Source organism: Terriglobus sp. ADX1, from assembly GCF_036877645.1.
Classification (GTDB): Bacteria; Acidobacteriota; Terriglobia; order Terriglobales; family Acidobacteriaceae; genus Terriglobus.
On sequence record NZ_JAEDXV010000003.1, the window covers coordinates 25,898 to 52,703 of the forward strand.

The 26,806-nt window shown below is 53.5% G+C and carries 14 protein-coding genes; 5 read left to right on the top strand and 9 right to left on the bottom strand.

The window, feature by feature from the left end; genetic code table 11:
- Positions 1-39 precede the first annotated feature (39 nt).
- Complete coding sequence (locus tag JAO32_RS03000) at positions 40-708, top strand: Bax inhibitor-1/YccA family protein (RefSeq protein WP_334237347.1); 669 nt, start codon at positions 40-42, stop codon at positions 706-708.
- A 127-nt stretch (positions 709-835) separates the two neighbouring features.
- Positions 836-3,349: a phosphocholine-specific phospholipase C gene (locus JAO32_RS03005; RefSeq protein WP_334237349.1), complete on the top strand. Its 2,514-nt coding sequence runs from the start codon at positions 836-838 to the stop codon at positions 3,347-3,349.
- 86 nt (positions 3,350-3,435) lie between these two features.
- Here the strand turns inward: JAO32_RS03005 and JAO32_RS03010 are convergent, their stop codons facing one another.
- The 5 genes from JAO32_RS03010 to JAO32_RS03030 all read right to left on the bottom strand — a co-directional run bounded on the left by JAO32_RS03010 (position 3,436) and on the right by JAO32_RS03030 (position 12,983).
- On the bottom strand, positions 3,436-6,147 hold the full coding sequence (locus JAO32_RS03010) for an ABC transporter permease (protein WP_334237351.1): 2,712 nt from the start codon (positions 6,145-6,147) through the stop codon (positions 3,436-3,438).
- A 2-nt stretch (positions 6,148-6,149) separates the two neighbouring features.
- Complete coding sequence (locus JAO32_RS03015; protein WP_334237353.1) at positions 6,150-6,494, bottom strand: PadR family transcriptional regulator; 345 nt, start codon at positions 6,492-6,494, stop codon at positions 6,150-6,152.
- A gap of 117 nt (positions 6,495-6,611) precedes the next feature.
- Positions 6,612-7,379 carry an alpha/beta hydrolase gene (locus JAO32_RS03020; RefSeq protein ID WP_334237356.1) on the bottom strand — a complete coding sequence of 256 codons (768 nt, stop codon included), beginning with the start codon at positions 7,377-7,379 and terminating at the stop codon, positions 6,612-6,614.
- A 230-nt stretch (positions 7,380-7,609) separates the two neighbouring features.
- Entirely contained in the window at positions 7,610-11,449 is a 3,840-nt protein-coding gene (locus JAO32_RS03025; RefSeq protein ID WP_334237358.1) for a TonB-dependent receptor, read from the bottom strand.
- Positions 11,450-11,816: 367 nt separating this feature from the next.
- Positions 11,817-12,983: a substrate-binding domain-containing protein gene (locus tag JAO32_RS03030; protein WP_334237361.1), complete on the bottom strand. Its 1,167-nt coding sequence runs from the start codon at positions 12,981-12,983 to the stop codon at positions 11,817-11,819.
- A 246-nt stretch (positions 12,984-13,229) separates the two neighbouring features.
- On the opposite strand from JAO32_RS03030, the gene uxuA reads away from it, so the two are divergent.
- Together uxuA and JAO32_RS03040 are read left to right on the top strand one after the other, a co-directional pair.
- Positions 13,230-14,435 carry a mannonate dehydratase gene (uxuA, locus tag JAO32_RS03035; protein ID WP_334237363.1) on the top strand — a complete coding sequence of 402 codons (1,206 nt, stop codon included), beginning with the start codon at positions 13,230-13,232 and terminating at the stop codon, positions 14,433-14,435.
- A gap of 2 nt (positions 14,436-14,437) precedes the next feature.
- Entirely contained in the window at positions 14,438-15,184 is a 747-nt protein-coding gene (locus JAO32_RS03040; protein WP_334237365.1) for an SDR family NAD(P)-dependent oxidoreductase, read from the top strand.
- On the opposite strand, the gene JAO32_RS03045 is transcribed toward JAO32_RS03040, so the two are convergent.
- From JAO32_RS03045 to JAO32_RS03055, 3 genes are all read right to left on the bottom strand, one after another.
- Positions 15,179-16,102: an SMP-30/gluconolactonase/LRE family protein gene (locus JAO32_RS03045; RefSeq protein ID WP_334237367.1), complete on the bottom strand. Its 924-nt coding sequence runs from the start codon at positions 16,100-16,102 to the stop codon at positions 15,179-15,181. The two genes, JAO32_RS03040 and JAO32_RS03045, sit on opposite strands and share 6 nt — an antisense overlap.
- On the bottom strand, positions 16,081-19,293 hold the full coding sequence (locus JAO32_RS03050; protein ID WP_334237369.1) for a hypothetical protein: 3,213 nt from the start codon (positions 19,291-19,293) through the stop codon (positions 16,081-16,083). The genes JAO32_RS03045 and JAO32_RS03050 overlap by 22 nt, the downstream gene beginning before the upstream one ends.
- Before the next feature lie 407 nt (positions 19,294-19,700).
- Entirely contained in the window at positions 19,701-22,976 is a 3,276-nt protein-coding gene (locus JAO32_RS03055) for a hypothetical protein (protein ID WP_334237371.1), read from the bottom strand.
- Between the two features lie 640 nt (positions 22,977-23,616).
- On the opposite strand from JAO32_RS03055, the gene JAO32_RS03060 reads away from it, so the two are divergent.
- Positions 23,617-25,251 carry a PQQ-dependent sugar dehydrogenase gene (locus JAO32_RS03060; protein WP_334237374.1) on the top strand — a complete coding sequence of 545 codons (1,635 nt, stop codon included), beginning with the start codon at positions 23,617-23,619 and terminating at the stop codon, positions 25,249-25,251.
- A gap of 94 nt (positions 25,252-25,345) precedes the next feature.
- On the opposite strand, the gene JAO32_RS03065 is transcribed toward JAO32_RS03060, so the two are convergent.
- Entirely contained in the window at positions 25,346-26,629 is a 1,284-nt protein-coding gene (locus tag JAO32_RS03065; RefSeq protein ID WP_334237377.1) for a hypothetical protein, read from the bottom strand.
- Positions 26,630-26,806 lie beyond the last annotated feature (177 nt).

Consider the following 26,806-nt stretch of genomic DNA (forward strand, 5'->3'; position numbering starts at 1 on the left):
GGCGAGTGACCTGACGCCGCGCCGGAGAGAGTTCTGACGATGTACGTGAATCGCACCAACGGATATCCCACCGTAATCGACGTTCCGCGCGAAGGCACCGCACCGCTGCTGGCGAAGGTGTTGGGGATCACTGCGCTTGGATTTTTCATCACTGCCATCGGCGTGGCCACTGCACCTTCATGGAGCATGCTGCCGGGCCTCATTGCTGTATTGGCGTTGATCTTTGCCATCAATGGTGTGAAGCGCCAGAGTCCAGGATTAGCGTTGGGCCTATTCCTTGGACTGGCATTCTTCATGGGCTGGGAGATTGCGCCGATCATCCACATGTATGTGCGCATGATTGGGCCTTATGTTGTCTTTCAGGCAGCCATGACTACAGGCCTGGGCATGACAGCACTGGCATGTGTCTCTTACCTGTTCAGCATTGACTACCGTAGACTCAGTGGCATTGCCGGTGCCGGACTGTTGGTGCTGATTCTGGTTGGTGTTGCCAGCATGTTCTTCCACTTTCTGTCGCCGACGACATACTCGTGGATGGCGCTGGCCATCTTCACGGCGCTGACCGTGGCCGACTTTGCGCGCATCCGCGCAGGTGGCGATGGACTTACCGCGACGCAGCTTGCTGTGGGCATTTATCTGGATGCCATTAACATCTTCCTGATCCTGCTGCAGCTTTTCGGCAGCGGTGGACGCGATCGTCGCAATTAAGGAAATAACTCTAAAGAAGGGCCGGAGCGCTTTGCTCCGGCCTTTTCTATTTGCTCTTAAGTCACTGGATAAGATGACGCTGCTATGTTCACGACAATGAAATTGCCGTTTTGGTTTAATACTCACCATGTCCACATCGCGTCGTGATTTTCTGAAGTTTGCCGCTCTGCTTTCCGGGGCCACAGGTATCTCCGGCTTTGTTCCCGAATCGATTCAACGAGCTTTTGCAATTGAACCAGCACCGGGCAGCACCTTTGCCGACGCGGAACACATCGTCATCCTGATGCAGGAAAATCGCTCTTTCGACCATTCGCTGGGGAGCTTACAGGGGGTACGTGGGTTTAACGATCCGCGTGCTATCCGCCAGCCTGATGGCAATTCTGTTTTTGTGCAAACGTCGAAGGCTACAGGAAAATCGTTCGCGCCGTGGCGGCTTGATCTGCGTGATACGCGCATTACTTGGATGGGCTCTATTCCACATTCGCGTAATTCGCAGGTGGATGCATGGAACGACGGCCATTATGACAACTGGCTTGATGCCAAAAAATCTGGCAACAAGGACTATCAGCACATGCCCATCACGATGGGCCATTACACGCGCGAGGATCTGCCGTTTTATTACGCGCTGGCCGATGCGTTCACTGTATGTGACCAGAGCTATTGCGCTGTGATGAGTTCCACCACCCCTAACCGTTCCATGTTCTGGTCGGGCACCATTCGCGATAAGCAGTCTTCGGATTCGCGTGTGTACATGCGCAACGACGAACTTTTTCGAGATCCGTTGGGATGGAAGACCTATCCGGAACGCCTGACTGAGGCAGGTATTTCATGGCGTTTCTATCAGAACGATCTGTCCATGACGAGCGGACTCACTGCGGAGGAACGTTCCTGGCTCTCCAATTATGGTTGCAATGTGTTGGAATGCTTTGCCGCATACAACGTTCATGCGTACAACTATGCGCCGGAGTTGCTGAAGAACCAGTTGGAAGCAGCGCAAAAGCAGGTAGCGCGTTTGGAGGAACAGCTTTCGGAGCTCTCCAACCCCGAAATGGCTGACGAACTACATGTGCAGCTTGATCTGGCGCAGGCACATGTTGCTCACTTGCAGAAAGCCGTGGCCACTGCGGGCGATGTGCGTTACAAACAGCTTTCACCAAAGGAACGCGCCCTGCATGATGCTGCATTTGTGACTAACACTGGCGATCCCAACTATCGTTCGTTGGAGCCGCTTCGATTCAATAGTGACGGTCGCGAAGAAACCATCAACGTACCTAAGGGCGATATCTTGCACCAGTTCCGCGCCGATGTGGAAGCAGGGAAGTTGCCTACGGTGTCATGGCTGGCAGGGCCGGAACATTTTTCTGATCATCCTTCGTCGCCCTGGTATGGAGCGTGGTGGGTATCGGAGATCATGGATATTCTTACCAAGAATCCTGAGGTATGGAAGAAGACCATCTTCATCCTCACGTATGACGAGAACGATGGTTACTTCGATCATTCGCCGTCGTATGTCGCGCCCGATCCTAAGAGGCCAGAGACAGGCGCTGCATCTGCAGGAATTGATGTTGCCTTGGAGTACACCTATAAGGCCGACGAGATTGCGCAGGGTGTCCCCACCCATGAAGCACGTAGCGGCCCCATCGGTATGGGCTTCCGTGTACCTACTATCATTGCTTCGCCATGGACGCGTGGTGGTTGGGTCAATTCGCAGCTTTGTGATCACACCTCCACGCTGCAATTCCTGGAGAAGTTCATTCAGGCAAAGTTTGGTAAGAACGTACGCGAAGACAATATCAGCAATTGGCGGCGCACCGTTGCGGGCGATCTTACCTCTTGCTTCCGCCCACATCGAGAAGATGAAGCGAGATTCAGTTTCCTGCAGCGAGATCAATTCATTGAATTGATTGTCAACGCACGTAACAAAGCGTTGCCTACGGGGTACAAGGAGCTTTCTGCGCAAGAGATTAGTGCAATCAATACGCACCCAAGCAAAGCTTCTGCAATATCGCATCAGGAATCCGGAACGCGACCATCCTGTGCGTTGCCGTATGAGCTGTACGCCGATGGTGCGGTGTCTGATGATGGCAAACATTTTGAACTGAAACTGACGGCAGCGACTGAGGTTTTCAAGAATCGTGCAGCCGGCGCTCCGTTCAATGTCTACCTTCGCAATCTCACAGCAAAGCCGGGAATGCGCGCTGCAACCTATACCGTAAAGGCAGGCGACACATTGAAGCCGTCGTTTGCACTCGATGAGTTCCGCGATGGGCAGTACGAAATTGAAGTGCTGGCGGCAAACGGATTCTATCGCCGCTTCACGGGTAATCTGCAAGATGCCACACCGCAGGTCACTGCGAAATTGCAGATGCGTAGCGGGAATCCAACAGGTGCTTTAGAGTTGCATCTTCGCAACGCTGGCTCAACTCCTCAGCAATTTGAAATTAAAGACAACAGCTATGGGGCGGCTGCCATAGAGAAATCGGTTGCGGCAGGTACAACGCAGGTGGTTCTCATCCCACTTGAGAAGAGTTTTCACTGGTATGACCTGAGTATTCAGAGAGCAGGTAGCATAGCCTTTGCGCAGTTTGCAGGACGCGTAGAAACAGGCGCGTCCACCAAGACGGATCCGCTTATGGCTTGATGACACGAAGCGTAAGAAAGAGAAGCGGTAGCCTCAAGGCTACCGCTTCTCTTTGTAGATCAAGTTTTTCGCAGGAAGATAGAGATCTATTCTGCTCGCAAGGCACGTAGTGGATCTACACTTGCAGCCCGTCCTGCAGGCACAACACTGGCTAACAGAGCCACCAGAACGACTCCCATGATTGCGAAGAGGTAGCTCGTTATATCAAGAGCCCTCATCCCGTAGAGTGAACTTTCAAGACCACGTCCCGCAATGATTGCGAGCGGGATGCCGATTGCTACACCGCCTGCGCAAAGCAGAAGGCTTCCGCGCAGGACCATCCACACCACTTGAGAGCGTTGCGCACCAAGGGCAATGCGAACTCCGATCTCCGCGCTACGCCGGTTCATCCGATAGGCCAACGTCCCATAGAGTCCAGTCGCAATCAGCACGATCGCCAGTACACCAAAGCAACCGGCAAGTCGGGCAAAGAGGATCGGCCCTGAGATCGATTTTTCAAACACTGCCACCTGCGTCATCGGTTCCAGCAGCGGCATATCCGGATCCATCTGTGCGATCACTTTGCGCACCTCTGGCAAGATCGCCATCGGATCGCCAGGCACGCGCATTTCGACGTTGAGTTGGTTGGTGGCTCTGTCTTGTGCGAAGACGGTCCACATCATCGGCCTGGTCTCTTCCGTGATGCCGGTGTATTTATGATCCTTCACCAATCCCACAATCTGTTGTGAAGTCTTTCCACGGGGACTATTTAGCACGTGTCCCACTGCATGTAACGAGCCCACATACTTCTTCGCAAAGCTCTCGTTCACAATGGCAACGCCCGGTGCGCTTGCCGTATCCGCATCAGAGAAATCGCGGCCATCTAAAATTGGTACGCCCATGGTTCGGAAGTAATCGGCTGCCACTGTGTTTTGTCGATACGTCACTTGTTCCGGCTGTAGTCCATTCGCATTGTGTCCGTCCAGTAAAAGGCCACCTTGATTGCTGGACCATCCTGAGCCCGGCCGATTCGCCGCCATGGAGACACTCTCCACTCCCGGAATCGTTCGAAGTCTTTGTTGCAACGTTGTAAAGAACGCAATGCCTTCTTCCTTGGTGTGCACATGCTGCGGACGAACGCCGAATACCACAAGGCCTTCTGGCTTCTGTCCCATAGGTGTATGCAATAGGTTTCTCAGCGTCTTCAGCAGAAGGCCTGCGCCCACAAGCAATACCACGCACAAGGCAATCTGAGTCATGATCACGGCGTTGCCTGCGCGTGACTTCTGTGAACTGGTTTGTGATGATGTGGCCGAACTGCGTAACGAACTCTGCGAAGCGTTCGACATGGCTGCACGCAGAGGTGCCAACCCAAAGACAATCGCAAGTAAGACCAACACACCCAGCGTTAGCCCAAGCACCTTAAAGTCTGGCTGCAGATTCGATTCGATATGCGCCCATGTTCCCAATGCGCGTGTTGCTCCTAACGCAAAAGCCCATGCCACGACGCCACCAAGTGCCACTAACAACATACTTTCAGTAAGGAGTTGCCGTGCAATTTCTCTACGTCCTGCACCAAGTGCGAACCTTACGCCGAATTCGCGTTGGCGGTTCGCATTGCGAGCCATCAACAGCATCACTACGTTGCTCATGGCGATGAGTAGTACCATGCCGACCATCGCCATCAGCACTTTCAATGCCCTGGCGAAAAATCCGTTGTCACCGTCGAACTGTTTGGCTGCGGGCAGAGAGAGGCGATAGGTTGGCGCTCCGCTCTTCTTTTCAGGTAGACCGATGTACGCGGTGTGTTCGTAGAGTGTCTGCATCTGCGCCAGCGCCTGTTCGCGAGTTACTCCGGGCGCCGTGCGCACCATCAATCGCATCATCCACAAACGTGGTTCTGTCAGATACATCCCGTTTTCAGCGGAAGAACCCCACGCATTAAACTCTGGCCTGCTTTGCAGAGGGATCCAGAAATCCAGCGGCAGTGCTCCTTCCGTTCCTTCAAATCCATTCTTCGCAACGCCCACAATCGTGAAAGGAACAGACTTGATATAAAGCGTCTTTCCGATCACATCCGCGCTGCGCTGATAATGGGATGACCAGAATTTTTCGCTGATCACCGTAACCTGCGTGTGATCCGTTTCATCCTTTGCTACAAAGCCGCGTCCCAGTTCCGTTCCCACTCCCAAACCATGGAAGTAGTTGCCGCTGACCATATCGCCCGCAGCCTCTTCGGGGACTGTATCTACACGAATGGGGGCCTTGCCGCTATTCGACATGGGGATAAACGTCATTACATCCTGCAAGCCGTTCAACCCATGCAATGCCTGATAAAACGCGTAGGAAAACGACGTTGACGAATCTCCCGTCTGCCAGGCTCCATCAGGAAAGTCCGTTGTATGAACGTAGAAGACTTGCGAGGCATCTCGCACCGGCAACATCTTTTCTAGCACCGCATGCATCACGCTGAAGACAGCGGTGTTTGCGCCTACTCCCAGCGCAAGTGTTAGCACGCAAACGATTGTGAATATTGGCGTCTTGATCAGCTGCCGCACGCCATACCGCAAGTCGCGGCTTACATTCGCAAAGAACATCGTTGTCCTCGATTCCCGTTGTCGCTGTTTCAACAAAACGGTGTTACCAAATTGCCGTCGAGCTGCACGTCTGGCATCTTTCGCACTCATACCCTCACGCTCATACTTCTCTGCAAGCATCTCCAGGTGTGTGCTCATCTCTTCATCGAAGAGCGAGTCCTCATGCACCTGCGTGAATAACGCTTTGAGTTTGGCCAGAAAGGTGAGTGTGCGGTCAGACATTGTTATGCCTTGGCCTCAAGAGCCAGCACGCGGGCAATTACACCTGCAATGCGCTCCCAATTGCCGGTTTCAATCGCCAGCTGTGTGATCCCGCGTTTCGTAATGCTGTAGAAGCGCGCTCGCCGATTGTTCTCGGAAACTCCCCACTCGCTTGAAATCCAGCGCTTTTGCTGCAGTCGCAGTAGGGATGTGTAGACTGTCCCTTCGTTCAGCGTCAGCACATCTTCGCTCAACTGTTCAATGCGTCTTGCAATCCCGAACCCATGCAAAGGTCCCAATGCTTGAAGTGTCTTCAAGATCATCAAGTCCAGCGTTCCTTGTAAAACCTCTGATTTTTCCTCAGCCACGCGCTCTCCTATGGATACTGCAAAGAACATACACGAGTTTCCTTTGCAATGGCCATAGAAGAATCGCAAATGGTTTGTAGCGGTAGAAAAAGATGTTGCTTTTGGATTGCGAGCGGCCTATTTCCCCATCCACCCGTGCCGTACCATCCACGTGGCCAATAGATTCGGCCATGCGGATGGCCCAGGAAGATTCTGCGCAAGCACAACACCGTGAGGTCCATGTTCAAACAGGTGCATCTCGATAGGTAGATGCTTTTGAACATAAGCTGCATAGAAGGCCATGCTGTTTTGGACTGGCACTACGCCGTCATCTGTTGTTGCAAACAAGAAGGCGGGCGATGAATTTTCTTCAACATGAAGTTCACTGGAGAGTTGCGCTTCCTGTTCCGGCGTTGCGGATGGACCAAGCAAATTCTCATGCGAACCGTGATGCGTGATTTCAGGCCGCATGGAGATCACTGGGTAAGCAAGAATTCCGAAGTCGGGCCTCGCATTGACGGCATCCATGCTGTCTGGCGAAGGCGCAAGCGGTTGTCGCCATTGCGTCATCAGGTAAGAGGCAAGATGTCCGCCGGCAGAAAATCCCCACACACCGATCTTGTCTTCAGAGAGATGAAACTCACTTGCTCTGGAACGAATAAGGCGCACAGCACGCAAGCCGTCGAGCATTTCAGCGGGATAGTGATACGGAGAAACGCGATAGTGCAGGACAAAAGCAGCAACACCATGCTCCTGCAACCAGATAGCTACAGGCTTTCCTTCCGGTGCCGCCAGATATCCATAAGCGCCGCCTGGAATGACGAGAACCCCGGTCTGCGTTGGGTTCGTAGTCGGTAGATAAACATCCACGGATGGTTGGTCAGCATCTGTCGACCCATTCGACATGGGAGCCGCCCCAGACCAGAGCGGAATCGTTACGGCTGAAGACTGTGCTTCTACTTTCGTTCCGGGAAAACAACTAACTAACAACGGTAGGAAAATAAGCCGCACGCATCTCCATGCGGTAGCTTTGATCATTCTCTTCACGCTCTGTCATCTCCTGAAAATGTTTTGGCCAGCGATCCGCTTGTCTGCGGAATCGCTGGCCAGAACACATTCTTTGTTGTTGTTAATTCTTAGAAGGTGAACTCTCCACCTACCAGGATGACTCGTGACATGCCTGCAGTCTGGCCCTGATTGAACTGTCCAAAGTTGGCTGCAGGCGTATGCGCCAGAGTACCCGTTACATTGGATGCCACGGTGGAACTCAGCAGCGAGCGGTTAACGCCGTAATACACAGGATGATTGAATGCGTTGATGAAGGTACTGTTGATCCGAAGGTTATAGCGCGAACCAAGCTGGAATCCCTTGCTGAAGCGCATGTCAAACATAGCTTCACGGGGAGAGCGAGCACCAGCGAGCGTGCGGGGCGCGTTGCCAAGTTCCGGCGCATTCAATGAGCCCGGAGCCTGGCAGCTTGTTGCGATGCCTGCTCCGTTCACTGTGCAACCAAACGCGGCAGGGTTGAGGTAGGGAACAAAGCTCGAATTGAGAGCGTTTTTCTTCCAGTTCTTGTTGAGCAGCGGGACGCCAGGAACAATGTTGGGACGCAGGTTATATCCGGTAGGCAATGCAGTTGCGGTGCAGAATTTATTCGCCCCACTGGGATTGCAACCATTGGTTCCACCCGGTGTCACAGACACGAAATTACCTACCGTGCCAAGAGAAATCGCGTTAGGCAGACCATCTGCATAGGTTGCAATGCCTGCGGTGGAGATATGACCCAGGAGGTTGTTGAGAAGGCGGTTATGTAGGTCGAGGCTTTGTCCGGTGCCAAGCGGTAGATCGTAGGTGTAGCCAATCTTGAGTCGGCTTGCCTGATCGAAGCTGGCCACTGACCACTCGGCATAAGGGTTGTAAGGATTTTGCGGAAGAACATAACCAAATCCTCCACCGTTTGCACCGGTGTTGGTGTCGGGGATGTTATCCAGCGTCTTTGACCACGTGTAGTTGGCGAGCACAGAGAGACCATGGCCCAGGCGATGGTTCACGCTTAGGTAAAGGCCGTTGTACTCCATCGTTCCGCCGCGGGGAAAGAGTTCGTTGATCGATGAGTTGAAGAAGTTCTGATACGGGTTGAGCAGCTGTAGCCCAGTTTCAGAAACCAAGGCTCCATTCTGAGTAATGCCCCACGGGTTGGGAGCAGAAGCACCCAGGTTCTGATGTGTCTGAATTGCGCTGGTAATTGTCCCAAGGGAAGGAACGTTCAGCGCGCTGGAGTAACCGCTACCACCGAATGCGCCCGCAAGATGCGTTCCTTTGGAACCGTTATAGGTTGCCTGCAGAACAGTGCGTGTGGAGGGCTGATACTGCAAAGTGAGGTTCCACATCTGCGTATAGGGAACCTTATTGGTCTGGTTGACATATACGGGTGTCAAACCAGTCGTGTACAGAATAGGTCCGCGGTTTCCATTGAGCGCCGTATATGCGGAGGTCAGCGGTCCAATCGGATTGGTGATGTAGTTAACGGTTGAGTTCGCGATCGTGCCTCCTGTCTGGCCACCCACAGCCTGCGAGGCAACATTGAAGTTCGGATCGGGGACGTTCTCATAGCCCGTCAGTGGCAGACGCTGCAGCGTATAGCCTGCGCGAACCGTAGTCTTTGGCGTGGGAGCGTAAGCGAAGCCAACACGAGGCTCAAAGCCCGCATAGTTCGTGGGCCACAGCGTCTTGGGATTGCCGCAAGCTCCAGAGAAGCAGAGTGCTGTGGAAGTTGTAAGGTTATTCAACGTCCCCGGCATATTGAGTCGAACGTAGGCCTGGTTGTTGAACTTTTCCATCCTTGGTGTTTCGATTTCGTACCGAAGGCCTGCGTTGATGGTGAGGTTTGGCAGTATGCGCCAGTCGTCCTGGAAATAGCCTGCATAGTATCGCCAGCGGTAGTAGCCGGGCACTTCAACCGGTGTATTCGTAAAGCCATAAATCGATCCCAGAATGAGACTCGCAAGTGGAGCACCGCCGGTGGATCCATTGTTGGTCGAATTAGCCGAGAAAGTATAGCGGCCACCGGTGGCACCACCCAGGTCGTATTGATTTGATTGTAGCCACCGAACTTCTCCACCAAACTGGAACTGATGCAGTCCGTGCACCCAGGTGATGTCGTCACCCGCAATAAAGTTCTGATCGACCTGAATAGCAGCGTTAGAAAGACCCATCTGCATGGTGTAGCCCACGCCATTTGCATTCAGATTGCCGAGGCTTGGAAAGCCATAACCGAAAGAGGCTGGCGTAAGGCCGTAGGACCCGGCATAGTCTTTACTGCGCGTGCTGGGAGGTGCAAGCCTCTGCTGATTGACGCGCATGAAGGAGTAGTGGAAGCTGTTGACCACATTGTTTGTAAGCGTGCGCGTATAACCGATCGCGATATCGTGCGTCGCAGCAGAATCAGTTGGCACGATCGTAAGCGGATTACTTGCAGCAACCGCAAAGAAGCGCTGTGCGCCCACCGGAATTACGCTGTAGCGAACAAAAAACTGATCGTTCTTGAAGTGTTGATCGATTCGGATGGAATAACGATTGTCCGTATTGATAACACCACGCTTGTAGGTTGCATTGGTGCCATCGTTCTGAGAGGTGGCTTGGGGATTATCGAACTTGATGTAAGGCCCTGGGTTGGACGGCGTTGGAAACTGTGACAGCACAAATTTGGCAAACGAATTCTGTGCCAGTTGCGCTGAGACATCGTTATTAGGAATAGCCCTTATCTGAGCAGCGTTATAGGGGCCATTCGGAAAGCCATTCGCGTCGACGGTGGATTGATAGTTGATAGCGCCAATGCGCGGAGCTGCAAGCGCTGCCGCATAACCGGAACTTTTCAGGACACTCTGGTTGAGCAGCGTGAGCGAATTGTTGAGGTGGCCCGCCAGTTCATCAGGTGTCGGGAAGATGCCACGGAACCCGAAAGAATTCTGCATGCGAGCCGGTTCAACACCTACGTAGAAGAAGGTCTTGTCTTTGAAAGGATAGATCTTGGGAATGTATACAGGGCCGCCAACATAGAAGCCGTAGTAGTTCTCGTGCAGCGCGCTCCGAATTGTGCCGCCATCCGGGAAGGCGTTGAAGTAAGGATCGGTGTGGCTGTAGGTAATGGCTCCGTGATACTGGTTAGTGCCAGCTGCGCTGCTCTGAACAATGACACCGCCGCCTGTTCTGCCATATTTAGCAGCAAGGCCAGTTGTGATAACGGTTGTCTCCTGCACCATGCGACCCGAGAGGTTGACGCCTGTACGTGCAAGGCTCGCCTGGGTTACATCAGAACCATCCACCACAATGGAGCTGGTTCCCGGAGGCGCTCCACCAACAACAATGCCGGCACCCGGTGTGACATAACTTGTATAAGCGCCAGGATTTTCGGTAGAGATGCCACCCGGTTGCAGAGGATCGCCAACAACGCCTGGAACGAGCAGAGCTGCTTCGAGTGAGCTGCGTTCCGGATAGGGAAGATTTTCAACAATCGCGTGATCGACGGTGGTCGTTACGTTCGATTCCGATTTGTTGAGCAGGTCGGAATCCGATGTCACTGTTACAACGTCGGTCGCTGCGCCGATTGCCAGCTTGATATCGAGCGGTGTGGTTCCTACGGCTGATACATTAACGGACTGTTCCGATACACGCTGGAACCCGTCTTTCTCCACGGTGACGGTATAGAGTCCCGGATTTAATGACTGAATCCGAAACAGGCCGTTATTGTTTGTTGTCGTCGCCTGCTTCACGCCGGTGGACTGGCTGACAACTTCTACTTTGGCTCCTGGGACAAGAGCTCCCAGGTTATCCGTTACCGAACCACCGATGGCGCCTTGTCCAGTCTGAGCAGAAGCGCTCACTGCGAATGCCAGTAGTGCAATGGCTGTGCTGTGACGGGGCAAAGGAAATGACAGCGCTACATTCGCTGCAGAGCCGATGCGTAACCTTCTCATAAAATCTCGTTCTTCTTTCTTATCGTGTCGACTCATTTGAATCAGCCTCCCAGGAAATTCACCTATGACAACTACCGCGCACACACGTACACTTTTGCGTTGTCTGAATCGAGCAGCTTTGTAGTTCTTCGCAGAAAAGCATGTCAACGATGTCGCTGCGCTAAAGCGACCCTTCGCTTCCGTATCACAATGTGAAATAACCGTGCAGAGGATATGGCTTGAATACGGGCTCGTTAAATCTGCAATTTCTGCGCTGGGAGCGCTATTTATAGAGAACTTCCTTGTTATGCATACCCTTAAGGAATTCTCGAAGTGCGTTGCACAATGCGAGATAATCTGGGTGACATAAAGATCGAAGGCACTGTGCTTAGATCGACTCTGGAGACGATTTCATCCACGTATCATTGGGGTAAATCTTGTCAACATTCTGTGGCGTAAGTAGCTCATGTTGTACGAATACGGCAGGCGCAACGGGTTTGTGCTTGAGCACATCCAGCGCCAACCTTACGAGTCTTTCACCGTAGGTTTCCGGGAAGTATGCAACCGAACAGATAAGACGACTTGAACGTCGCCGCATCTCTTCGCGCGCGCCTAGACTTCCATCTTGACCTGCGATGGCACAGCAGCGTTCGATCCCCGCTTCTCGAAAGGCCTGCAGGGCTGCCAGAGCTGTGGTGTCATTGACTGCGCCTACGAGAGCACGCTCCGGCGCACGGCGCCGGATATGTCGGCGAACTACATCCAGTGTGGCTTCGAACTGACCACCCTTGGTGTCGTAATGATGTGTTGGAATGCGATGTGCAGAAGGGTTCATCTCATGTATGCCATCGAGCACACCAGAAAGCCGCGCATTGAGCAGAGGTCCCGCAGCATCGACCCCAAGAAGGATGATCTGTTCTGCTCCGCTTTTCCAGTTCTTCGCCGCCCATTTCGCCAGATGACGGCCAGCCATACGGCCTGCCTTATAGTTGTCTGCACCAAAGTAGATGGCGCCAGGATGCGGGATATCGAGTGCAATGAATGGAATGCGAGCAGCTGCGAATTTCACAGCAATCTGGGCGGCAATACCGACATTGATCTGCGAGTCAATGACCAGGTCGACCTTTTCAGACACGAAGGTGTCTGCATTCTGCAATGCAATGCGAGGACTGAGGCCGTTGTTCAACACCAGAAGGTCAATGTTCGCATTGTTAGCCGCGACGGTCAGCCCGTCACTTACCGCTCCGGTAAAGGGCAGCAGGCTGGTCTGAGAGCCATAACCGATGCGGTAGCGCTTGGAGCGTGCAAGCTGGACGCAGCAGCGGTAACCCTGCTTTCCGGCTCGTTCCAGAAGATGCGTTTCGACCAGCGTCTCCAGCAAGCGGAAGGTCGTTGCTTTATGCAGTCCGACGCGTGCAGCCACAACGCGCAGATCAAGAACCTCCGATGTGGATTGAAATGCGTTAAGGATGGAAGCAGCTCGTACAACAGCCTGAATTGTGTATCCACGCTTCGGACTTGCTTCATTCCGTGCAGATTTTGAGGTCGATTTCATGAAAATCTCCGCGACAGATAAGCATTCGACGGCGATGCAGACGTTTCACAATGCAAGACGAACCTCTTCTAGTCGAACTTCTGTTTTCTATGGCGCGCTACGCGCCGTAGCATCTTGAGGCTGATGGAGGGATCTCGTTAGAGTTCTCAAAACTCAGCACTGGAAAGTTATCGCAAAGCACGTGTAGTAGGCAAAGTATGCGCTAGCCGGTGGTGAAACGGGAGCTGCTCTGTCGGAAAGGCAAGGATGGTACTGGAGCAGACGTGGCGTTGGTTCGGCCCAGAAGATCGTGTCACATTGCGAGACGCACGCGAGGCCGGAGCGACTGGTATTGTGAACGCTCTGCACGAAATCCCCGCAGGTGAGCTATGGCCGATCGAAGTGATTCGAAAACGGCAGGAGGCCATCCGATCGGCGGGGCTTGAGTGGACTGTTGTTGAAAGTTTAGGCATCACAGAACGCGTAAAAATGCGCGCACCCGGCTGGCAGCAGGATGTAGAGAACTTCATCCAATCCATCCGCCATCTCGCCGAGTGTGGCATCCGGACCATCGCCTACAACTGGATGCCGCTGTTCAGTTGGACAAGAACGCACCTGCGTGAACCTGCACCGGGTGGTGGCTACACGACGCGATTCGATGTTGTGGCGTTTGCAGCTTTCGATGTGTACATGCTGAAACGTCCTGGAGCAGAAGCAGAGTGGGGCGAGGATCTGAGCCGGGAGGCTCTCCGTTATTTCAATGCTCTTTCTCCGGCACAAGCAGAAGAGTTGCGCGCAACGATCCTTGATGGTTTGCCGGGCGGACATACGAAGCTAACTCTGGAGGAGACAGCCGAACTGCTGCGCAGCTATGAAGGAATTAGTCCCGATGCGCTTCGCTCGTCGCTGAGAGAGTTTTTGCGAATGGTTGCTCCGGTAGCGGAGGAATGCGGTGTGCGATTGTGTATCCATCCCGACGATCCGCCACGGCCGTTGTTGGGATTGCCCAGAATTGTAAGCACAACGGAAGACCTTCGCTGGATTCTTGAGCAATATGAGGGAGACGCAAACTCCCTGACCTTCTGTACGGGTGCGCTCGGTGTGCGAGCCGATAACAAGCTGCAAGAGATGGTCGCAGAGTTTGCTCCACGCATCGGCTTCCTGCATTTACGTTCCACACAAAGAGAGCCGCGCGTGGATTTAGAGATCGAATCCTTCTTCGAAGCGGCACACCTTGAAGGTGATGCAGATCTGATCGGCATCATCATCGAGTTGTCTCGAGAAAAGCACCGGCGCACTTCACTTGGAGACAAACGCAGCCTGCCATACCGCGCGGATCATGGGCAGGAATTATTGAACGATCGGGAGCGTGGAGCAGCGCCGGGATATCCCGCAGTGGGGCGTCTGCGTGGTCTGGCGGAGTTGCGCGGGGCCTTCATGATGGCGGAACGATGGATGACGGAAGGCAAGTAGAAATGGATTTACAAAATAAAAACGCACTGATCTTCGGCGGATCCTCTGGCATTGGTGCAGCGACAGCCAAGGCCTTATTAGAGCTTGGATCACAGGTTGCCATTGCAGATGTGAGCAAGCCATCCGAGAACAGTGCAGGGCTGTACATCCCATGCGATGTACGCGACGAAGCGCAGGTGAGCGAGGCTGTGCAGCGCGCAACGGAAAGCAAGCCACTAGATTGGCTGGTGTATAGCACCGGTATTCAGCACTACGGATCGGTCGTCAGCACAACGGTCGAGGATTACGACCTGGTGCAATCGATCAATGCACGCGGGGCCTTCCTTGCCTGCCATACGGCGATTCCTGTGATGCGCAATGGTGGCGCGATTGTATTGGTCTCTTCCGTGCAGTCGCTTGCGTGTCAGGAAGGTGTTGCCGCTTATGCGGCCAGCAAAGGCACGCTGGAAGCACTGACTCGCGCAATGGCGGTTGACCATGCAAAAGAAAACATTCGAGTGAATGCGGTATTGCCAGGAACAGTGGACACGCCAATGGTTCGCACCTCAGCAGAACGATTCAGCGGAGCGGATGGGCTGGAACAGACATTGCAGCAGTGGGGAGGCGATCATCCTCTGGGCCGCGTTGCCCATGCCGATGAGATTGCGAACCTGATTACGTTTCTGCTGAGTGAGAAGGCTTCCTTTATCACTGGAGCTTCCTATCGTGCGGATGGAGGGTTGCTGGCACAGCTAGCTGTGCGGCTATAAACAAAACGGCGTGATGGGCAAACCCTGCACGCCACTTTCAAATGCGAAGAGGGACTCTGCGGGACCACCGTGCGGCGCTGCATTACCGGCCGAGGTGAAAACCAGAGTCCCTTTGTCGTCCGCAATGAAGGTGCACGTTGTGGGATTGGTGACTGGTGTTTCGATGATCGCCGCAATCGATCCATTAGGCGCTATGCGAACAATGCACGATCCACCATAACGACAATTCCATAGATATCCTTCGGCATCCATGGTGGAACCATCAGGAAGCCCACGCTTGAAGTCGCGAAAGAAAACCTCGCTGCCTGCAAGGCTGCTCTGCCTGGGATCGAAGCGGCCGCGATAGATGGTGTTTGCAAGTGTGTCGGCGAAGTACATCGTTTCGCTATCGGGCGACCACGCAAAAGTATTGCTGATTCCAAAGCCGGAGTGCCATCGCTTTACTTCGCCACTGGCCGTAAGCGAATAAAGCGCGCCCATCCACCCCGTAATGTCCATTGTTGTGCCATCGCTTCGCACATTATTTTGCATGGTGCCAAACCAAAGAACACCAGCGGGATCGACACGCGCATCGTTGCAGCGGACCGCGGGCCACTCAGGAAGGCGGAAGAGAATATCTGTCTCCTGATGCGTGCGCGTATCCCAAAGAACGATTCTGCCTCCAAGAACGAGAACAAGAAGTTCAGCTTGGCTGGTAAGTGCGATGGCCGTAACCGGTTGATCGAACTTCCAGGTTTCCACCGCGCCACTTTCGATTCCCAATCGATGAAGTAAGCCGCGATTGATATCAGTCCAGAAAATAGCGTTCTGCTGTGGATGCCATACGCAACCTTCCCCACAAAGATCACTCGTCGTGGCGAGGCAGCGTATGTCGGTGCTTGGTATTGAGTTCGTCATCAAAATCGAAACAGGCCCCATTGGCTGGGATTGAGATTCGCCTCACTAGGAATATCGGCAGTCATGGCATCTGCTTTGTTGTGCCAATAGACACGAGCCTGTGCGCGCGTCCCATCGCTAAGGACAAAGCCTACATCGCCTCGATACTGTTTGCCAGAAGACGGATCAAGTCCAAGTAGAGATAGCGGAGCGGAGATCTGATAGAAACCACCATCAGCAGAAAGCGTAACGCGATCACTCACGTCTTCCACATCGTCGAAGACAACTTCACTGATAGGCGAGGCGAAGCTGACCCGATGGCCCGGCGTAATGGCCTTCTGGTGGTAGAGAACCGCGAGCAGTTTGCCATTGCGGCGTGTCACAAAGAGGCGTGCATCGCCGTTCGTGGCATGGCGATCATCACTTGGACCCGAAGCGCGCACCATCAGATCGAGGCCACCACCTTGTGTAAAGGCGAATGGAAATTCGGCTGCTGAGTTGCGTAGCAGGTCCGGGTAGCTAGTGCGATATGCAACGATCAGGCTCTTACCATCAGTGCCAAGTTGGAAGGATGCATTCTTGTCGATTGTTGCCCAGTCTCTCGCGTGCCAGCTTTCAACAGAGGCTTTCATGGATGTGCCAACATGATGAACCTCAACTTCGGCTTTCAGCTTCTCACGCAAAACAGATTCCTCACGCAATGGTGCAGCTTCGGCAATCTGCTGCTGACTCACCGTTAGGTCTCCAAGATCCACGCGTTGTATCGATGCAAGCCCATCAAGACGAACAATAGACGTGTGCCACTTTCCAACCGCTAAATAGACGTTGCCATCATCTTCGCCAAACATGAAGGGCCAGAACTGTTCCGCGTCGAAACTGAGCTCCGTGATTTCCATGCCGCGAGTCTGATTTGGATACGGCCAGAACGGAGCGCTGCGCGTGTCGCCACCAAGTGTGGATACAAGCAAACCATCGACGGTGTAGATGTATATCTCACCCATGTAGGAATAACGCGCAACCAGATATCCAGCTTGCCCAGCGGCAGGGCGCACGGGATAACCCAACATGCGCTTGGGGTCTTGGATGTCGCCGGTGCCCGTGGGGGGAAGGGACGAAGGGCGTGTCGGTATACGCCAGCGCAATTGACCATCTTTATAGCCGCTCATATCCGCAACGAACCAGCCGTCAGGACTAAGTGCAACGTCACCGTTCGCTGGCGTATTTGAGAGGAGCGCAAGCTTCGAAAGATCAAACGAAGGCACACCCGCTGCATCGACCGATGTTGTGGGCAAATGATACGGACCGCCGCTGATGATGGAGAGATCCGGCTGGAAAACGACTCCTGCTCCACCCTTTGTCGACGGGCGGAAGAACTCAACTTCGTCGGCTTGAACAGCGTGGTCATGATTGCGATCTGTCCAGGTGAAAAATGTTTGGTTGGGATCGCCTGCTGGCATTCGACTGCGTATAGCTGGTTGATCCAGTGTGCTCCAATGATGCGGATTGTTCGTGGGTCCCACCCAACCTGCACTGGCAATGGGACGGCAAACGCCGTTTTCAAGAATCCAAAGTGTGGTGACGGTGGTCTGGTTATACCAGTACGTGTTGTACGAATCGGTGAAGTACTGATGGCCTTTGTAATAGAAGGTTTGCGCGGGAGTAATACCTCCGTGTGAACCTACAGGAATCATGTCGTTAGGAAAGAAGATTGGCTTGGGTTGGTAACCGCTATAGCTGATGGTGTCATTCAGCGGATCTGGAAAGCGATAGCGCACGGCTGTGAGTTGTTCGTTGCCAGTCGTTGGGTCGACGCGGAACTCAAGCAGGCCCATGCTGCCAGGATTGCCGATTGAGGGATAGTAGGCGCGATAGAGATCATGCGGATCGGCAAAGCCTCCGCCACCATATTGTGTAGGCCCATACCACGCATTAAGGAAGCGACCTGTTTTGGCATCCCAACGACTGATGCGCTTTGGGAGATAGTCTTCTTCCGCGACCCACAGCGCACCGTTGGAATCAATCGTCATACCCATCGGATGCGCCATGCGTTGCTCATCATAAGAACCAATTTGAGGTCCACCCGGACGCCCAATGATGCGCGCCAGTTTGCCCGTAGCAGCGGAGAACACCTTCACCTGATGGCTATGTCCCCAGTCAGTGACATAGATTTCATGATCGTTCTCGATGATTTGTTTCGGCGATTCGAGTGCAGATGCAGGAATTACTTTTTGAGGATCTGTCAGACGAAGCGAATGCCAATCGTTCTGCACTGTGAATCGTGTGATGTTTCCATCGGTGCTCACCAGCAGGTGACCATCTGGCTCAAATGCCAACGATCCCAATCGGGGAAGCATTATCTTTGCAAACGATGGTTGTGCACCATGTCTGACATCGAACGCGACAATCTCATTCGCTGCAGGATTGGCAAGCAGCAATAGACCATTCTGCACACCAAGTCCCACAAGCTCGCGGAATGCATCGTGCATCTGTATTCCGCCGACAACTTTTTCCAACGGAGTCAGACCAGTCTTGGTAAGGATGAAGATCTGCAAACCCCCTGGATCGGTCTTCCCAAAATCCCGGCTTGGATTGACAACATATACCGTGTACGCAGTGTGATCTGGATTTCTATCGCGTCCATCATCACGCGCAAGCGCGATGCCACCATTCCATCCGCGTATCTTGATGCCATCCAGCTTGCGTCCGTTTAGATCGGTCCACATCAGAGCGTGGCCAGCCTCGGCTGCTTGCGCACCGAATAAGATCTGCGGCGAATTTGAGTGCGTGGGCCACACGCTTCCTTCCGGAAGAAACAGAGCGGATGCCGGTGCGGTATGGTCCGCAAGCCACGCTCCTGTGCCATCAGCCTTGGGCCACGGAGGCGTCCCGGGTGAGTAGATGGAGTATTGCAGATGTGTCACGATCTTTTGGTGAAACAAGCCGCGTACATGGTAGCGTCCCGGATGCGCTACGCCGTCCAGTGAGCTTCCGTCCCATGAGATGACGTTATGTCCGGTATGCACGGGTATATCTGGAGAAAGGTTCTTGATGCGGTTGCCTTTGTCGTCTTCCAGAACAATTGTCAACAAGCCGTCTTGCTTTGACTCATAAGGAATGGAAATTCCATGAGGCTGTGCGCTTTCCTGTGCCACAGGCGTCTGGCCCTGAACATGTCCGCACAATCCAAGTGCGAAACTTCCTAAACCAACAAGCACTGCAATGGGACGGTACATACATCTCCTGATCGGTGGAGCTGGCTTTCATGCAGTGTGAATGACTCTACGGATGCTCTCGTCTGGTCACCTGTTACCAGTTTCTCTGGTACGCATTACACCACTGCATCAAAGTTCATGCTCCTCACCAAACAGGCACTATAGAAGTTCGGAATCGCAGCAGGCGAGTCTCGACACCCCCATTTCTTAAGCGTTTCATTTTTTGATGCGTAGATGTTGGAATGATTTTCCTGTACCGCGTGCAATTTCTTTATCAACATTGATCCAACGGCATTACCTCTACTGCTTCTTCTTGAGGAGCGTTCCTCATGAACCCTGCTGTGCATTTCACGATGCGATACGGGAAGGTTCCCAGCAGTCTTCGGAATCCCGATCTTTCGAGACTCCGAAGACGACTGGTGTGCTCATTACGGAGTGGTGATGGAGACGTTGTCAAAGGTTGCCGTGCCCAACTGCGAGTTGGTACGGCTGCTCACTACAAGTCCAATGTAAGCACTGCTCGCCATCGTTAGCGTGACTGTGCCTTGCTGTGTCCAGGTCACGCCGTCAGCCGAGTAGTATCCGGTGAAGGTACTGCCATTGCGAACGAGACGAACCCAGTATGGAGCTACAAGGCCACTGGTTCTGCCGCCGCTCGCACTGCCGCCAGTGGTTGTGCGGTAGACCCACGTGACACCGTTCGATGGTGTGAGATTGATGTTCACCATCGCCGCACCAGATGCGAGTGTTTCTCGAATCATCACACCTGCCTGCGCTCCGCTGTTGGTGTTTGTCATGCTAGCGACGCGAGCCGTAATTGTGTAGTTTGTTCCCGCAGTTTGGTAGGCATAGTTGAATTGATCGGCAGTGCCACTAATGCTGGTTCCCGAGCCGTTCACTGTGAACGTGCCGTTGTTATAGCTGGCGCTTCCGGCAATGCTTACGCTGCCTACGTCCTGGTCTGCCCAGCCTGTAGGCAGGCCTCCGGTGGTTGCACTGACGGTCAGAGTGACAGTAGCTGAATGCGACAAGCTGCCGCTCGTGCCGGTGATTGTCAGGGTGTACGTGCCGATTGCTGTCGTGCTGGCTGTGGTGACTGTTAGCGTTGAACTTCCTGAAGTGGTGACAGACGTCGGATTAAAGCTTGCCGTCGCTCCGGTAGGCAATCCACTTACCGTCAGGTTCACAGCGCCAGTGAAGCCGTTCAGTGTTGCGATTGTTGTTGTGTAGTTCGCGCTATTTCCCTGCGACACCGTTTGTGAAGCGGGCGTCGCTGAAATGCTGTAGTCCGGTGTCGGAATCACCAAGGTTACCGTCGCTGAATGCGATAGGCTGCCACTCGTACCAGTGATGGTCAGCGTGTACGTACCAGTTGGAGTTGTCGTTGCCGTTGAGACGGTAAGCGCTGAATTGCCGGAACCAGAAACGGAGGTTGGGCTGAAGCTCGCCGTCGCCCCTGTGGGCAATCCACTCACACTGAGATTCACCGTTCCCGTGTAGCCACTGATCGCGCCAACGGATGCGGTATATGTGGTGCTATTACCCTGAGTTACTGTCTGAGAGCTCGGACTTGCTGTAACGCTGAAATCAGGTGGTCCAGACACAACCAACATCGCGGTGGCCGTGTGAGACAGAGTGCTGGTAGCACCAGTGATGGTAAGGGTGTATGTCCCAGCAGGTGTTGTCGATGCTGTTGCGACGGTTAGTGTTGAGCTTCCTGACGTGTTGATCGATGTGGGATTGAAGCTCGCCGTGGCACCAGTAGGTAAGCCACTTACACTTAGGTTCACAGTATCGCTAAAACCATTCAGCTCACTGATAGTCGTCGTATAGGTTGTGCTGCCTCCTTGCGATACCGTCTGTGAACTAGGCGTGGCGGCAATGCTGTAGTCCGGTGTTGGAACGACCGTCATCCTGTGAATGACAATTGAATTGTTGTTGTAGTTGTCCTTGCTGATCAGATATTGGCCACTGTTCGTTTGATATGCCCGAATGCCATACATCGAATCCACATCGTTGCCGACTGCCACGTTAGGATTGGCGCTGGTCATCGTGAGGTCGTTGGCGCCTGTAGTCAGGTTGTAGGCATCAATATCGGGCACCGTGTGAACGTACGAGATGAACAGATAATTCCCCGCGGCAGCGCGCCCCTTGGGATTCTGGCCAGTCTTCAGGTTAATGACTGGATTGGGGGTAGTGGTGTTACCAGCAAGCCAACCGTGATACACCTCAACGCGACCGCCTAGAGAGGTCCAGTCGGTAGACGCTGCACTCATCAGGATCATCGTGTCAGTGGACGGGATGTACTCAATGCCGCCCAGCGGAGCGATCGTTGATGGTGTTGGAGTCGTTGTAGGAGTTCCATAAATTGGCACCCCATTGGCGTCGAAGCCCGTCAGCGGGTAATGGGTGATCGCATTCGTCTTATCCAGTCCCACCCATATGTCTCCGTTGGTGTCGAGGCAGAACCCGTTGCGAACGCGAGCGGTGGTATTGAAATAGTTCGTATAACCCGCCGGGCTCGTCTGACCCGGCAAAGTACCAAAAGGTATCGATGAATATTGGTTGGTAGGGAAGTAGGAAAATAGAAAGATATCTGGGTTTTGGCCGGTGGCCGCAAGAATGCGATGACCGTTCACACTGGTCATAAGTCCGAAGTCAAAGCCGCGGCTGTTATTGGTTATGTCAACACGCGGGTCTGTTGGATAGTCGATCGTATCAACGCTGTTACCTACATACCCTGCAGCTGCTGTACCTGAGAAAACATCCTGGCCACCGTACAGATAGGCGCCATCCGTACCGGGATCAAAAGCCGCATTGCCTTCGAAGTTCAAGCCCTGCAGCGTGTACTGCAGCACACCAGAGCTGTTGTACGCATGAATGTCTGTCTTACCATTTCTTCCCAGATCCCAGGTTCCACCCCATGGATTGTTGAGCACATACAGATTGCCCGTGCTGTCCTTTCCAATACCGACGATGCGTGTAAAGCGCTGGCTACCGGTTTGTCCTTTATTGCCGGTGGACGAATTCAGATATCCACCCTGCACACCAAAAGAGCCTGCAAGAGATGGAGTGCTCGACAGGTTCCCATAGATCTGAATGTTCATGTTTGGGCCCTGATCACCAACCATTAACTGGTTGTTGGTCGCGTCATAGTACAAAGCCGATGGGCGCGCACCGGACCCCAGGTTGATTGTGCTGAGAGACGTTCCCGACGATGAAAACTCCTGGACCGTTCCTTCGTTCATCTGAGCAACCCATATATTGCCCGATCCATCGATTGCGATCGCACCCGGATCGGTAAGGCTCCAATCCGATTGCCATACGCCTGCAGTCGTGTAGCAGCGTACCAGGTTGTCAGGATGATCGCTGACGTAAACGAGCGTGCCTGTGTCTGCGATTCCGGTGATGACATCGGCGCGTCGCTCCGTTAAGTCAGTGCTTGCAGACCACGTCAGATCCCGTGTGCCGGTGCTGCGGTTGTAACGTCCGATATAACCGCTGCCGCCGAGGGTGGTATTGAATTGCAATGCAGCAAAGAGATGTGTGGAGTCGCCGCTGATTGCACCACCCTGGGCTTCTCCGTGCGCACCAATGGTGTTTGTTTTCTGTCCGTTTTGATAGACGTTGATGCTGCCTTGGCTTTCGTCCCACATAGATGCGGTGTAGATGACTCCCTCAGGCGCAACCCACATCGAACGCATCGCGTTTCCAACATATGTGGGAGTCGTTGAATACGTGTTCCCAACCCATGTCGTTGTATAACTTACCTGTGCATGGCTTATCGACACGCTTATCAGCAGGAAGAAAAGCCAGGAAATGCTGCGCGACAGCCAACCTCGTTTTGAAAACATAGGATCTCCTAAGCCTTCTGGCACATGGTCAGGAGGCTTCAGCAGGGGGATTTGTAAATTCCACGAGCCTTTTAGTTCTCAGTGCAAAGGCGTGTCAACGCGAATGCGTGAGACAAATGTGTCGATGCATGGCGTTTCATTTTGCGCCCGCGATCTGGCATGGCCTGCATGTTCTGAAAGAAGGAAATTCGCCGAAAGTTCGGGGTTTTTCTCAGATTTGGAATGGTCAAGGCCTATGAGATAAGCGCAACGACAAAATAGAAATCCGTTTCACCTGGTAATACCTCAGCGATGCAGGCGTTCAGTCGCTGCGTACTGCGCGAAAGAATTCCATTGTCCACATATTCCGTTTGGCGCGAAACTGTTCTCCGTTTTTCGAAGTCTCTCTGAGGTTTCGCCTTCTTGCTTTCTAAAAGAGCCAGTTGCTAACATCCGAGTTCTCAGGACGAAACGCACGTGAGAGGGCGCGAAAACGCGCAGCGAGGTCGTAATGTCATCAGTAAAGTGGTTTGGCGGATTGGTCACGCTTTTGCTTGTTGCGTGCACGAATGCATACACGCAACAAACAACGCATCAGGATGCTTCACCCACGCTGACATTGCAGGTGCGCGATTATCTAACGTTGCCCACGACGGAAAAGCTTGATCCCACAACACAGCAGCAAGGCGAATTCTCGCGCGTCAACTTCCTTCGTGAAGAGCCCGGGCCTGACCGTGATCGCGTCTTCCTCTCCAACCTAAATGGCCCGCTCTACATTCTGAACAAGCGCACGAAAAAGCTGACCACATACCTCGACTTCAACGGCAGAGATGGACGTCCCGGCATCTTCCATCGTTTGAACTTTGCCACGGGCTACCAGAGTGGTTTGATCACGATTCAGTTCGATCCTGACTATCAGAAGAATGGAAAGTTCTACACCATTCACATGGAAGATCCATCCGTGAAAGCTTCGGCAGTTCCGGACAATAAGGACTTTCCAGGATTGAATGTGTCAGGCTACGAGACGACTGCGCCGGTGCATACTTCAGGCCCGGTAGAACGCGAATGCGTTCTGATCGAATGGACAGACACCAACACATCTGACGACGTATTTCAGGGAACGGCACGCGAGATCCTTCGTGTGCCGTATCTCTCCCACATACATCCATTGGGCGACATCGCGTTTAACCCCACGGCAAAGCGTGGTGATGCGGAATGGCAGGTGATGTATCTGTCCAGCGGTGACGGTGGCTCCGGAGAAACCATCAAGCCTATTACTCGCAACAACCCGCAGCGGTTGGACACCATGGTGGGCAAGATTCTGCGCATCATCCCCGATACCAAAGCACACACAGATAGCAGCACTCTTAGCGCCAATGGCCGGTATCGTGTGCCCAACGACAATCCCTTTGTGCACACGGAAGGCGCCTATCCCGAAATCTGGGCTTATGGCCTCCGCAATCCTCATCGCCTTACCTGGTACGTCGACCCAAAAACTCACAATCCGATTCTGATTGCCAATGTCATCGGCCTGGCAACGTGGGAAACGGTAGACATCATTCACAAGGGCGCAAACTATGGCTACTCCGAGCGCGAAGGCAATGAACGTCTGAAGGCAAACAATAGAACAGAGCCTCTGCCCGCAGATGATCGCATTCCAGTTCGCATTGGAGATGAGCCTGGCAGCGAACTCGTTCAGCCCACTTACCCGGTCTTGTTGTATCCGCACAAAGAAGGTGGTGGCGATGCCATCTCAAGCGGCTTTGTCTATGAAGGAAAGATCGCAACACTCCGTGACAAGTTCCTCTTCGGAGACATCACTACAGGCCGCATCTGGTGGGCTGACATTCACGAGATGATCGCGGTGGACGATGGCAATCCCAAGACCATGGCCACAATGCATCCTGTACAGATCGAGTACACAGACGCTGAAGGCCAGAAGAAAATCTATCCCAACCTTGCGCCCATCGTAAGTGCTGCTTATCACGCGCGTGGCGGTACCGCAGAATACATGCCGGGTTACGGAACCCCTGTGGGCAAAGGACGTGTTGACATCCGTCTGGTGATGGATAACGCGCAGAACATTTTCATCATCAGCAAGAGCGATGGCATGATCCGTGCCGTAACCGGGGTGGCCCTAAAGTAACGTCGGTCTGTGGGCGCACCGTTTGCATGAAAGAGAATCTGCTTGCTTCGTGAAAGCCCGTGAGCGTGGTTGCTGCTTTTCTGCAGCGATGGGCTTAGCGCCAGGAATGCATCGCGATGACGCGAGGTGGCCCTGGCACGGTGTCAATCACGTTGGTTGCGAGTACGAATTCCACGTTCTCTTCCATGCGTGTGCCGCTCAGTTGCTGTACGTATGTCTCGTCTGTTACAAACTCCGCTGCAACAACGGTGCCAGCGCTTCCAAGCCCGGCGACGATGATTACACTACCGCCCGTCGTTGGGTCTTTCTCACGAGCGACGATCGCGTAGTCCATGTGTTCAGCAGGTTCCACCGCGCCGAATTGCGGACCGATCCAGCTTCGTTTTGTTGCTGTATCCACAATGGAGCTTCGCCCACTCGTGTTGTCGAAGGTCATGCGATAGCGGGCATGATCGAGCAGGCGGAGTACCCAGGCATTATTCAAGCCACCAATAAGAACGCTGGGGCGTTCGCGGAGCGTGGCGTATTGTGTCTCCCGAGCGGGATGGATCTCGTAGTTCTCTCCGTGTGTGCCAAGGAATACTGTGATGCGACTCAGAGCAGCGGCGCTGTCCATCGACACGGTAGGCGGACTGAACGAACTTGGTGTGAAGCGAGGCGCGCTCGTGCTTGAGGCATTCTCACGGCTGCCCCGAGTGCCAATGACGAGAACGACGGGAGAGCCTGAATGAAGCATTGGCATCCAGAAGTGATCCAGGGCAGTTTGCGATGAAGCCTTGTGGCCACTCCGCCAAAATCCAACTCCCACGATTGAGCCCAACACCACGAGCACTCCGACCGTGGCAAGTAGCCAGTGATACGTGGCAAGTAGCCAGTGATAACGGTGCAGGTGTTGGACCGGTATGCCTGAACTGATCTGGCTTATCTCATTCGTATCTGTAGGATTTGTGGGTTTCTCGATCGGCTCGTTTTGCGCAGTATGGGTTGAGGGCTGCGCAAGGCCATGAAACAGAGGGATGTAAGATCCTGCGGGCAGCTCAATGCGCACTTGTGATTCGGAGTGGTTCTGGGAGTAGAGACCAAGGCGCTTTCGAACTTCGGATGCGATATTTCTTACTTCCGGATCCGCAGCGTTGTCATAGTCTCCTTTCTTGCCGAGCAGTTCGATTCCAATGACCCGTTCCTTAAGGCTTGCGAAATCCTCGGCGAGGCTTTTTTCGACAATGAATCGAAGAAACTTGGGATACCGCTTGCTCTTGGTAAATAGCGGATGTTTCAGGATCGATTCCAGCTCCTGCCGAACCAGGAGTTCGTTCGCGCGAAGGAGAGACTGCGCAGCGTCTACATCTTTCGGTTCCTTCACGCGTATCTGAGACATGGCCTCAAAATGATATATCCCCGATAAATCAGAACGATACTGGTGAAGCACTGCTCTACGGTTTTCTAAGGCGTCAAACTTACTCAACAGAATCTGTTACTTACGCTACGTCTTAGTGCATGTACTGAATCACCTCGCTGCGTGAACAGGCTTGCAACGTCCTCAGCGAGAGAGCAC

What these genes read in the sequence shown, in the direction of transcription:
- JAO32_RS03000 (WP_334237347.1), top strand. Translation starts at nt 40, where the DNA reads ATGTACGTGAATCGCACCAACGGATATCCCACCGTAATCGACGTTCCG.
- JAO32_RS03005 (WP_334237349.1), top strand. Translation starts at nt 836, where the DNA reads ATGTCCACATCGCGTCGTGATTTTCTGAAGTTTGCCGCTCTGCTTTCC.
- JAO32_RS03010 (WP_334237351.1), bottom strand. Translation starts at nt 6,147, where the DNA reads ATGTCTGACCGCACACTCACCTTTCTGGCCAAACTCAAAGCGTTATTC.
- JAO32_RS03020 (WP_334237356.1), bottom strand. Translation starts at nt 7,379, where the DNA reads ATGTCGAATGGGTCGACAGATGCTGACCAACCATCCGTGGATGTTTAT.
- JAO32_RS03025 (WP_334237358.1), bottom strand. Translation starts at nt 11,449, where the DNA reads ATGAGAAGGTTACGCATCGGCTCTGCAGCGAATGTAGCGCTGTCATTT.
- JAO32_RS03030 (WP_334237361.1), bottom strand. Translation starts at nt 12,983, where the DNA reads ATGAAATCGACCTCAAAATCTGCACGGAATGAAGCAAGTCCGAAGCGT.
- uxuA (WP_334237363.1), top strand. Translation starts at nt 13,230, where the DNA reads ATGGTACTGGAGCAGACGTGGCGTTGGTTCGGCCCAGAAGATCGTGTC.
- JAO32_RS03040 (WP_334237365.1), top strand. Translation starts at nt 14,438, where the DNA reads ATGGATTTACAAAATAAAAACGCACTGATCTTCGGCGGATCCTCTGGC.
- JAO32_RS03045 (WP_334237367.1), bottom strand. Translation starts at nt 16,102, where the DNA reads ATGGGGCCTGTTTCGATTTTGATGACGAACTCAATACCAAGCACCGAC.
- JAO32_RS03050 (WP_334237369.1), bottom strand. Translation starts at nt 19,293, where the DNA reads ATGTACCGTCCCATTGCAGTGCTTGTTGGTTTAGGAAGTTTCGCACTT.
- JAO32_RS03055 (WP_334237371.1), bottom strand. Translation starts at nt 22,976, where the DNA reads ATGCGTTCGATGTGGGTTGCGCCTGAGGGAGTCATCTACACCGCATCT.
- JAO32_RS03060 (WP_334237374.1), top strand. Translation starts at nt 23,617, where the DNA reads ATGTCATCAGTAAAGTGGTTTGGCGGATTGGTCACGCTTTTGCTTGTT.
- JAO32_RS03065 (WP_334237377.1), bottom strand. Translation starts at nt 26,629, where the DNA reads ATGTCTCAGATACGCGTGAAGGAACCGAAAGATGTAGACGCTGCGCAG.